Raw genomic sequence first — 6,111 nt, 5'->3', positions numbered from 1 at the left:
CGCGCTGCTGGCGGCCGAGCGCGTGCTGATCCCCGTGCAGCCCAGCCCCTACGACCTGTGGGCCAGCGCCGAGATGGTGGCACTGATCCGCGAGGCCCAGGTGTTCCGGCCTGCGCTGCGCGCGGCCTTCGTCATCAACCGCCGCGTCAGCACCACGGTGATCGGTCGGGAGGCGCGGCAGTCGCTGGCCGAACAGCCGCTGCCGGCACTGCGCGCCGAGGTTCGCCAGCGCATCGTCTTCGCCGACAGCGTGGCCGCCGGTCGGCTCGCACGCGAGACGGCGCCGGACAGCGCCGCCGCACGCGAGATAGCCGCGCTGGTGGACGAACTGCTGCGGTGGCCGACATGACTGCAAAGCCATCACGCAGCAAGCGCGTCGGCATCGGTGCGCGTCCGCCCGCGAATCCGCACGCCGAGGCGTGGATTCGCCAGGGCGACGCCGATGCGCTCAACAAGGGCGACCTCTACACCGCACGCCTCACGCTCGACGTGACGCCCGCGCTACGCGCGCGCATCAAGATCGCCGCCTTCGGCCAGGGCGTGACCGTGGCCGAAATGCTGCGCGGCCTGCTGGAACGGGAGTTTCCCGACAAGCGCCCGGAGAACCTGCCATGAACGCATCCGTTCTGCCTGCCGCTCACGCGGCGACGGCTGCACCGGCTACTGCGTCGCTGCCTTCGCTTTCGACGCTCGCCGGCGAGGCCGGCAACGTGCCACTGACGCGCGTATCGCTGGCCTACATCGAACCGCGCTTCAAGCTCTACCTGCGCTTCGGCGAACCGGCGCGCACGCTCCAGCTCGATCGCTGGCGGCGCTGCGCGGTGTTCCTGCCGCGTGCAATGTTCTGCCGTGTGCGCTGGCAGGCCAACGACTACGGCACGATCCGCTGGCAGCTCATGGTGATGCAGGCTGGCACCCCGCTGGATGCCTTGCAGCGCATCCCCGGCGTGCGGCCCGGCGCGCGCCTGCTGCTGCACGCCGAAGGCGAGAACTCGGTGCGCGCCGTGCTGGAACGCATCGACGCCATCGAGGCGCTGGGCATCGCCCCGTCTGCCGTCTCGCCCGCGTACTGGCGCACGCTGGGCAACCGGCTCGCGGCGCGCCTGCCGCTGCCCGAATACACCGCCGAGCGGCATACCGCCTGGCTCGCCGGGAAGGTGCTGCCATGACGACCGTTTCCACTTCATCCGCCTCGCCGCGTCCTCGCTCGCGCCTGCGCGCTCGCCTCGTGCTGGCGGGCCTGACCGCCTGCGGCCTCGCTGCGCTGGCCTGGGCGGCTTTCGTGTCGCCGCTGCCGCGCCTGACGTACAACCCATCCGACAGCGTGGCGGTCGGCTGGTATCGCATCGAACCGTTCGACCCACGCACCGCCTCGCTGCCACGTCTGCTGTCCGTGGACAGCATCGTGCTGGTGCCGCTGCCAGCCGAGGCCGCCGCACTGGCTGCGCAGCGCGGCTACCTGCCGACGCGCGTTCCGCTGCTCAAACGTGTGGGCGCAGTCGCACCGCAACACGTTTGCATCGGCGCTGGTCAGGTACGCATCGACGGCGTGCCTTCGGCCGCCGTGCTGCCTGCCGACCGGCTGAGCCGGCCGTTGCCATCCTTGCAGCTTTGCCGCCGCCTTGAACCGGGCGAGCTGTTCCTGTTGAGCGTGACGAATCCGGCATCGTTCGATAGCCGGTATTTCGGCCCGGTCAGCGCATCCGCCGTGATCGGCGTCGCGCATCCGCTCTGGTTGGAGACACGCCCATGATGGTCGCCGATTCGCTGCACGTTGCCGCGCATCCCATCGTGCGATCGGGCGTGTTGTTCCGGCTGCTGCTGCCGTGTCGTCGCGCGTGCAGTGCGAGCGATGACTTTGCGTATTCGGCGCCGCACTTCGCGCAACATCCGGCGCAGCCGTCCAACGTGCAGGCGTCTTGCCTTGAACACGCCCGGCCTGCGGCCATTGGCGGGTTCGCCGGCGCGCTGGCTGCAAGCAGCACAGCGCCGCCGGGCCGCCGCTGCCCGGAGCGACAGCGAGGGGCAAAGGCGGAAGGCAAGACAAAAGGGTGCGGCACCTGTCGGCCCGCAAAGCCAGTCTGCACATGGGGGTGGCGCGACACGCAGCAGCTTCGCCACCGTGCCGCGTGGGGCGCGAAGCCCGCGCCGATGCGGGCATGTCCGCGTGCTTCGCACGCCCGGACACGCCAGAACTTGCAAGGAGCACAGCCATGACCGACCGCCGCGACGACGATTTCCGCATCCGTCCCAGCGCCCCGAAGAACCGGGGCCAGAGCTTCGTCTCCAAGGTACTCAAGCAGGCGGGCAAGGCCAGCAGCGGCAAGTCGGCGGTGCGCCGTCCTGGTGGCAGTAGCAAGAGTGCCGGCTCCGGCCAGCGGCCCGGCTCACGCTTGGGACGCGGCCACACGGCGGCGCGCTTCGCGGGGGCGAAGCTCACGTCCATGTCGCGGCGTGTGACCATCAAGACGCTGCTGCTCAATCAGCACCGAACCAGCCCGCAGTCGCTTGCCAAGCACCTGCGCTATATCGAGCGCGATGGTGTGGGCCGCGATGGCGAGTCGGGCCAAGCCTACGGGCCGCAGACCGATGCCGCCGACCTCGATGCGTTCAAGGAACGCTGCGCCGACGACCGGCATCACTTCCGCTTTATCCTTTCGCCCGAAGATGGCGCGGAGCTGGAAGACCTGCGCACCTATACCCGGCACCTCATGGGTCGCATGGAGGCCGACCTTGGCACGGGCCTCGATTGGGTGGCCGTCAATCACTGGAACACCGACAACCCGCACACGCACATCGTCGTGCGCGGGCGCGACGACACCGGCAAAGACCTCATCATCGCGGGCGACTACATCGCCGATGGGTTCCGCCATCGCGCCGCCGAACTGGCGACCGAATGGCTGGGGCCGCGCACCGAGCTGGAGATCCAGCAGACCTTGCGGCGCGAGGTGGATCAGGAGCGGTGGACGAGCCTGGATCGCACCTTGAAGCGCGAGGCCGGCGACGATGGCATGGTGCATGTCGAACGGCTCAACGAACCCCGACTGCAACGCCAGCGTCTGCTGCTGATCGGCAGGTTGCAGCGTTTGCAGCGCCTGGGCCTGGCCGACGAGGCCCAGCCCGGCACGTGGACCGTCCACAACGATGCGGAAAAGACCCTGCGCGCCCTGGGCGAGCGCGGCGACATCATCCGCACCATGCAGCGGGCCATGCGCGGCGAGCCACGCGAACTGGCGGTGTTCGAGCCTGGGGACGATGGCCGAACCATCCTCGGCCGCGTGGCCGCGAAGGGGCTGGCCGACGAACTGCACGACCGGGGCTATCTGGTCATCGACGGCGTGGACGGCAAGGCCCACTACGTTGCGCTCAACGCCCGCGACGAGCTGGCGAACTATCCGACCGGCGCCGTGGTGGAGGCAAGGAGATCGGCTGACGTGCGCGCGGCCGACAAGAACATCGCCGCGTTGGCGAGCGATGGCCTGTACCGCACCGACCACCACCTTGCCATCGCGCAGGGTCAGGCCGTGCCCGGCCGCGATCCGCAGGAAGTGGTCGCGTCCCACGTCCGCCGGCTGGAAGCCTTGCGCCGTGCCGGTATCGTGGAACGGGTGGCCGAGGGGCTATGGAAGGTGCCGGACGACCTGCCCGAGCAGGGCCGTCGCTACGATGCGCAGCGCCTGGGCGGCGTGGCGGTGGAGCTGAAATCGCACCTGCCCATCGAGCGGCAGGCCCGCGTGATCGGAGCCACCTGGCTCGACCAGCAGTTGATCGGCGGCGGCTCGGGCCTGGGCAACCTGGGCTTTGGCAGCGAGGTCAACCAGGCGATGCAGCAGCGCGCCGAATTCCTGGCCGAACAGGGGCTGGCAGAGCGGCGCGGGCAGCGCGTAATCCTCGCGCGCAATCTATTGGCGACACTACGCGATCGGGATGTGATTCGGGCTGCCAAGGATATTGCCACCGAAACCGGGCTGGAACACCGTCTGGCGGCCGATGGCCAGCGCGTGACCGGCATCTACCGGCGCAGCCTCATGCTCGCCAGTGGCCGCTTTGCCATGCTCGATGATGGTATGGGGTTCAGCTTGGTGCCATGGACGCCGGTCATCGAACAACGACTCGGCATGCTGATTTCTGGGCAGGTACATGGTGGCACCCTATCCTGGCAAATCCGACGGCAGCAGGGTTTATCCGTTACCTGACGCCAGCAGCGATTGAGCACCTACCGACCGGATGCGTCTACAGCCGTTCAGCGTCCGGCAAACTGCGGGACTCGCTTTGCGACGAACGCGTGAACCGCTTCCAGCGAATCTGTGGTTTTCGAGGCTCGATTCATTTCGGCCGCCTCCAGCCTCAATGAGGTCGCCAGATCACTCTCGAAGGCAGCGAGTTGCAGGCGCTTGGCGCCCGCATAACCTTGCGTTGGTCCGACCGAAAATTGCACCGCCATACGCCGCGCTTCGCCCAGCAGGCTCTCGCCAGGAACCACTTTCTCGACCAATCCCCAGGCCAAGGCCTCGTCCGAACTGACTACGCGATTGGTCAAGATCATGTCTCGTGCGCGTCGTCCACCCACTGCGCGTGGAAGTAGCCAGCTGATGCCGAAATCCCCCGCGTATCCGAGGACGGTATGGGCCGCCACAAACTTCGTCCCACTTGCGGCAATCAGGTAGTCAGAGGCCAAGGCAAGCCCGAGACCGCCTCCGGCCTCCGGCTACCGCGCCTTGTACGGCGCAGACTACCGGGAACGGCAGGCTGGCGAATTGAGGAATCATGCTTTCGGCCACTCTCAGTTCGTCATCGACCAAGGTAGACAACGCATCGCCTGCGGCCACCATTTCTTCGATGTCGCCTCCGCAACTGAACATCCGGCCCTCGCCGCGCAGCAGCAAAGCTCGAATCGAGCCATCGCGTTCGACATCTGCAATGACACCAGCGAGCACGTTTACGACCGACGTGCTCAACGCATTCATTTTTTTTGGCGAGTTGAGTGTTATGGTCGCGACGGCACCATTCTTTTCGAGAATTACCGGATTTCCAGGCATGCTGACGTTCCCTGATTGATCAAAATTTCAGCGTCAGCGTCAGCGCGGCGCCATGCGAATGGCACCATCCACACGAATGGACTCGGCATTCATGTAGCCGCAAGTAACGAGAAACTCGACGGCCTGCGCGAATTCATCGGGGTCGCCTAAACGCTTGGGGAAGGGCACGCTGGCCGCCAGCGCCTGTTTGACGTTGTCCGGCAGACCCAGCAGCAACGGTGTACCGAAGATCCCCGGCATGATGGTGTTGATCCGGATCCCTTCGTCCATCATGTCGCGCGCGATTGGCAGGGTCATGCCCACGATGGCTGCCTTGCTGGCCGCATAGCTGGCCTGGCCGACCTGGCCGTCCTGCGCGGCGGCCGAAGCGGTGTTGACGATGACGCCGCGCTCGCCATCGGTCAGCGGCGCGAGCGTCAACATACCCGCGGCTGACTTGGCGATGCAACGGAAGGTGCCCACCAGGTTGATCTGAATGATGCGATTGAAGCGATCTGCCGCGCATGGGCGGATTTCGCCGGTTTTCTTGTCGCGGCTGACAGTCTTGACGGCATCGGCAGTACCGGCGCAGTTGACCAGAATGCGCTCCTGCCCGATGGCCGCACGGGCCTTGGCGAAGGCGGTGTCCACCTGCTCCTCAGATGTCACGTCCACATTGCAGTAAACGCCGCCGAGTTCGCTGGCCAACGCCTGGCCGACGGTTTCGTTCATGTCGAAGATGGCGACTTTGACGCCACGGCTGGCCAAACGCCGGGTCGTGGCGGCTCCCAGGCCGGAAGCGCCCCCGGTGATGATGGCCGAGATGTCGGAGTTCAGTTGCATGGTTTTTCCTCGATGGATGACAGATAGACAGGCGTTATTGGCCCGTGAAGTGGGGGGTGCGCTTGCCCAGGAATGCCGCTTGCCCTTCCAGGTTGTCGGCCGAACGCAAAGCGACGAGGAAATTACGCTTCTCATGCTCCAGGCCTTGCGCGAGCGGAGTCTCAAAGCTGGCCAGTGCCGCATCTTTCGCCAGCGCCACGGCCAGCGGCGAATTGGCTGCAATCCGGTTGGCCATCGCCAACGCCGTCGG

8 protein-coding genes and 1 pseudogene are annotated in these 6,111 nt (G+C 66.7%); 5 read left to right on the top strand and 4 right to left on the bottom strand.

What is annotated here, in order from left to right:
* The 5 genes and pseudogenes from QZY06_RS00870 to QZY06_RS00850 form a co-directional block, all read left to right on the top strand.
* Positions 1–349, top strand: a pseudogene (locus tag QZY06_RS00870) (ATPase); the annotation flags it as partial.
* A complete protein-coding gene (locus QZY06_RS00865; protein ID WP_106469695.1) occupies positions 346–615 on the top strand; it encodes a chromosome partitioning protein ParB in 270 nt (89 codons plus the stop codon). The pseudogene QZY06_RS00870 and the gene QZY06_RS00865, both read left to right, overlap by 4 nt.
* Entirely contained in the window at positions 612–1,169 is a 558-nt protein-coding gene (locus tag QZY06_RS00860; protein WP_033938356.1) for a DUF2840 domain-containing protein, read from the top strand. The genes QZY06_RS00865 and QZY06_RS00860 overlap by 4 nt, the downstream gene beginning before the upstream one ends.
* Positions 1,166–1,753 carry a S26 family signal peptidase gene (locus QZY06_RS00855; protein ID WP_033938355.1) on the top strand — a complete coding sequence of 196 codons (588 nt, stop codon included), beginning with the start codon at positions 1,166–1,168 and terminating at the stop codon, positions 1,751–1,753. The genes QZY06_RS00860 and QZY06_RS00855 overlap by 4 nt, the downstream gene beginning before the upstream one ends.
* Before the next feature lie 460 nt (positions 1,754–2,213).
* Entirely contained in the window at positions 2,214–4,196 is a 1,983-nt protein-coding gene (locus QZY06_RS00850; protein WP_050873407.1) for a relaxase/mobilization nuclease and DUF3363 domain-containing protein, read from the top strand.
* A gap of 47 nt (positions 4,197–4,243) precedes the next feature.
* Here the strand turns inward: QZY06_RS00850 and QZY06_RS00845 are convergent, their stop codons facing one another.
* The 4 genes from QZY06_RS00845 to QZY06_RS00830 form a co-directional block, all read right to left on the bottom strand.
* The gene (locus QZY06_RS00845; RefSeq protein ID WP_295678963.1) at positions 4,244–4,678 is read right to left on the bottom strand and encodes an enoyl-CoA hydratase-related protein; all 435 of its coding nucleotides are present in this window, start codon (positions 4,676–4,678) and stop codon (positions 4,244–4,246) included.
* Positions 4,668–5,039, bottom strand: coding sequence for an enoyl-CoA hydratase/isomerase family protein (locus QZY06_RS00840; protein WP_230965136.1), 372 nt, complete (start codon positions 5,037–5,039; stop codon positions 4,668–4,670). Before QZY06_RS00840 ends, QZY06_RS00845 begins: the two co-directional genes overlap by 11 nt.
* 39 nt (positions 5,040–5,078) lie before the next feature.
* Entirely contained in the window at positions 5,079–5,861 is a 783-nt protein-coding gene (locus QZY06_RS00835) for an SDR family NAD(P)-dependent oxidoreductase (RefSeq protein ID WP_012436215.1), read from the bottom strand.
* A 34-nt stretch (positions 5,862–5,895) separates the two neighbouring features.
* Positions 5,896–6,111 (bottom strand): enoyl-CoA hydratase-related protein (locus QZY06_RS00830; protein ID WP_295678959.1); only part of this gene is annotated, 216 nt, incomplete at its 5' end.

This window comes from uncultured Nevskia sp. (assembly GCF_903885465.1).
Lineage (GTDB): Bacteria > Pseudomonadota > Gammaproteobacteria > Nevskiales > Nevskiaceae > Nevskia.
The sequence above is the reverse complement of the archived record's forward strand: the minus strand, read 5'-3'. Positions and strand labels throughout refer to the sequence as shown.

Excerpts from the sequence above, each read along its gene's own strand:
- QZY06_RS00865 (WP_106469695.1), top strand. The coding sequence starts at position 346 with ATGACTGCAAAGCCATCACGCAGCAAGCGCGTCGGCATCGGTGCGCGT.
- QZY06_RS00860 (WP_033938356.1), top strand. The coding sequence starts at position 612 with ATGAACGCATCCGTTCTGCCTGCCGCTCACGCGGCGACGGCTGCACCG.
- QZY06_RS00855 (WP_033938355.1), top strand. The coding sequence starts at position 1,166 with ATGACGACCGTTTCCACTTCATCCGCCTCGCCGCGTCCTCGCTCGCGC.
- QZY06_RS00850 (WP_050873407.1), top strand. The coding sequence starts at position 2,214 with ATGACCGACCGCCGCGACGACGATTTCCGCATCCGTCCCAGCGCCCCG.
- QZY06_RS00840 (WP_230965136.1), bottom strand. The coding sequence starts at position 5,039 with ATGCCTGGAAATCCGGTAATTCTCGAAAAGAATGGTGCCGTCGCGACC.
- QZY06_RS00835 (WP_012436215.1), bottom strand. The coding sequence starts at position 5,861 with ATGCAACTGAACTCCGACATCTCGGCCATCATCACCGGGGGCGCTTCC.